Annotated in this window: 3 protein-coding genes and 1 pseudogene; all 4 read right to left on the minus strand. The window is 63.7% G+C overall.

The features are described 5' to 3' along the window. Positions 1 to 32 precede the first annotated feature (32 nt). Positions 33 to 785 (minus strand): precorrin-3B C(17)-methyltransferase, encoded by a 753-nt coding sequence (gene cobJ, locus Q0M35_RS18515; protein ID WP_295317723.1) that lies wholly within the window; start codon positions 783 to 785, stop codon positions 33 to 35. Then, positions 782 to 1,510: a precorrin-2 C(20)-methyltransferase gene (cobI, locus tag Q0M35_RS18520; protein WP_295317724.1), complete on the minus strand. Its 729-nt coding sequence runs from the start codon at positions 1,508 to 1,510 to the stop codon at positions 782 to 784. Before cobI ends, cobJ begins: the two co-directional genes overlap by 4 nt. Then, on the minus strand, positions 1,507 to 2,136 hold the full coding sequence (locus Q0M35_RS18525) for a precorrin-8X methylmutase (protein ID WP_295317725.1): 630 nt from the start codon (positions 2,134 to 2,136) through the stop codon (positions 1,507 to 1,509). The genes cobI and Q0M35_RS18525 overlap by 4 nt, the downstream gene beginning before the upstream one ends. Before the next feature lie 6 nt (positions 2,137 to 2,142). Next, a pseudogene (locus Q0M35_RS18530) lies at positions 2,143 to 2,613 on the minus strand (cobalamin biosynthesis protein CobG); the annotation flags it as partial.

Genomic DNA, 2,613 nt, shown 5'->3' on the forward strand with positions numbered 1-2,613 from the left:
TCCGGCGCTGAAGAAGTGATCGCCTGGGTGGCTCATTCGGGCACCGACCTCGGTGTATAGACCACCGGTGCATCCGCGCGCGTAATCACGCGGGTATTGGATGCGCCGACAATCACGACCGTGCGCATATCCGCCATGTCAGGTTGCGTTTGCGTGAGCGGGACCACCCGGATGCTTTCATCACCGGTCGAAACAGCCCGGGCAAAGATCACCGGCCTGTCATCACCGCAGGCTTCTTTGAGCAGGTCCAGCGCGCGCGCGAAGCCTTCGGGCCGGGATTTTGAACGCGGATTGTAAAACGCCATGGCGAAATCACCCTCGACCGCAAGCCGCAGGCGCTTTTCGATGAGCGCCCAGGGTTTGAGGTTATCGCTGAGGTTGATCGCACAGAAGTCATGTCCCAGTGGCGCACCGGCCCGCGCAGCAGCGGCCAGCATCGCAGTTATGCCGGGCAGAACGTCGATCGGTATATCTGTCCAGACCGCGCCGCCGGCCTCAACTGCCTCATAAACGGCTGCTGCCATTGCAAAGACACCCGGATCACCAGAGGAGACGATCACCACACGCCGGCCTTCGGCGGCCATCTCAAGCGCATGGCGCGCGCGGACCAGTTCAACGCGGTTGTCGCTGGGATGCAGGCGCAGCCCAGGGCGCGCACCGACCCGGGCCACATAGGGGATATAGCCCACAACATCCGTGGCCTCTGCCAGCGCCGCCGTCACCTGGGGCGTCACCAGATCTGGGTCACCGGGGCCAAGCCCCGCAATTTTCACCCACCCGCTCACGGCCTGCGGCCCTGGCCGTGCACGATGACGATCGAGAAATACGGGGTCACTTTTTCGCCGGTTTCGCTGAGCTTCTGCACTGTCTGGCCGGGCATGCTGGCATATTCGACCAGCCAGGCATCATCAAAGCGGCCCGCGCTGTGAAGAGCGCGGCGCACCTTGTCGATGTTGCGACCGATTTTCATGACCACAATTGCATCGGCGGCCTTCATATGGCGCACCAGTTCGTCTTCGGGCAGCGTACCCATCAGCGTGCTCAGCACATCGTCGCCCCAGGTCACCGGCTGGTCCGTCGCCGTCCAGGCAGCGGACATGCCGGTGATCGCGGGCACCACGACAACCTCAACCACCTCCTTAAGGCGGCTGTGTAAGTGCATGAAAGAGCCGTAGAAAAACGGGTCTCCTTCACAGAGCACCACAACGTTCTGCCCGCTCTGCGCGCGCGCCCTGAGCTGCGCGGTACACTCAGCATAAAAAGCAGAGAGGATTTCATTATACCGCGGATCCGAGAGCGGGATTTCGGTCGTGACCGGATATTCCATCGCGATCTCTTCTGCGCCTTCCGGGATCAGGTCCTGTGCAATCCTGCGCGCCTGCCCGGGCCGGCCGGCCTTGCGGAAATAAGCAACGTGCTGCGCTCCTGTCAGCAACCGGTGCGCGCGCAGGGTCATCAGATCCGTATCTCCGGGGCCCAGCCCGACGCCATAGATCGTGCCGCTGTTCATTCCGCACGACTCGCGATGGCGTTGATCGCGGCCACCGTAATCGCGCTGCCCCCCAGGCGCCCCTCGACGATGCAGCACGGCACCGGCTGGTCCGCCCAGAGCGCGTCTTTGCTTTCGCGCGCGCCGACAAAGCCGACAGGGCAGCCGATGATCGCCGCAGGGCGCGGGCAATCAGGGTCTTCCAGCATGTTGAGCAGATGAAACAGGGCTGTCGGCGCATTGCCGATCGCCACCAGCGCGCCTGCAAGATGCGGGCGCCAGAGCTCGAGGGCTGCTGCCGAGCGGGTGTTCGACATCTCGGTCGCCAGGTCGCGCACCCCCTCGTCATGCAAGGTGCAGATGACCTCGTTTCCGGCAGGCAGACGGGCGCGGGTGACACCTTCACTGACCATACGTGCATCGCACAGAACAGGCGCGCCCGCTTCAAGAGCAGCACGCGCGGCCCCGGAAAACCCCGGCGAAAGGCGCACATATTTTTCCAGCCCAACCATGCCGGCGGCGTGAATCATGCGCACAACGACGGGCTCTTCGTCCGGGGTAAATGCGTCCAGATCGGCCTCCGCCCGGATCATGGCAAAGGACTGGCGGTAAATTTCAGCCCCGTTGGTTTCGTATGTATATGTCATTGTTCCTCAATCGAGCCCGGCCTCAGGCAGATCGTCCGGCTCTATTCCCCTGCGCAGGGGCGTATCCCCTGCCCGCCCGTCTTTGACAAGGTCAAACCGGCCATCACGTCCTACCAGCGTGATATTTGCGGCCCGCGCCCGTGCGCAACCTTTGGCACACCCGGAGACATGCAGCGTGCCGCGCACATGTGGCGCCAGACGGCGTGCAAGAGCACGGGTTTCAGCGCCGGCCTGAAGACAGGCGGGTGCTCCCGGGCAGGCATCGACCCTGAGGAGCGGATTTTCCGGATCAGTTATGAACGCCGGATGATCCGGAGCGGTAACGCCGGCAAAGAGAAATGCCCGCCAGGGCGTGACGCGCACAGTGCTGATGCCACAGGCGGTCAGGTTGTCTCTGAGATCGCGCGCGCGGATCTGTCCGAAGGCGACGCCGGCAAGAGTGCCCTGCGCGACGGTGCCGACCTGTGCAGGCACTGC

Source organism: Roseobacter sp., from assembly GCF_024639605.1.
Classification (GTDB): domain Bacteria; phylum Pseudomonadota; class Alphaproteobacteria; order Rhodobacterales; family Rhodobacteraceae; genus Roseobacter.

Coding starts and splice junctions, on each gene's coding strand:
- cobI (WP_295317724.1), bottom strand. CDS start 1,510: ATGAACAGCGGCACGATCTATGGCGTCGGGCTGGGCCCCGGAGATACG.
- Q0M35_RS18525 (WP_295317725.1), bottom strand. CDS start 2,136: ATGACATATACATACGAAACCAACGGGGCTGAAATTTACCGCCAGTCC.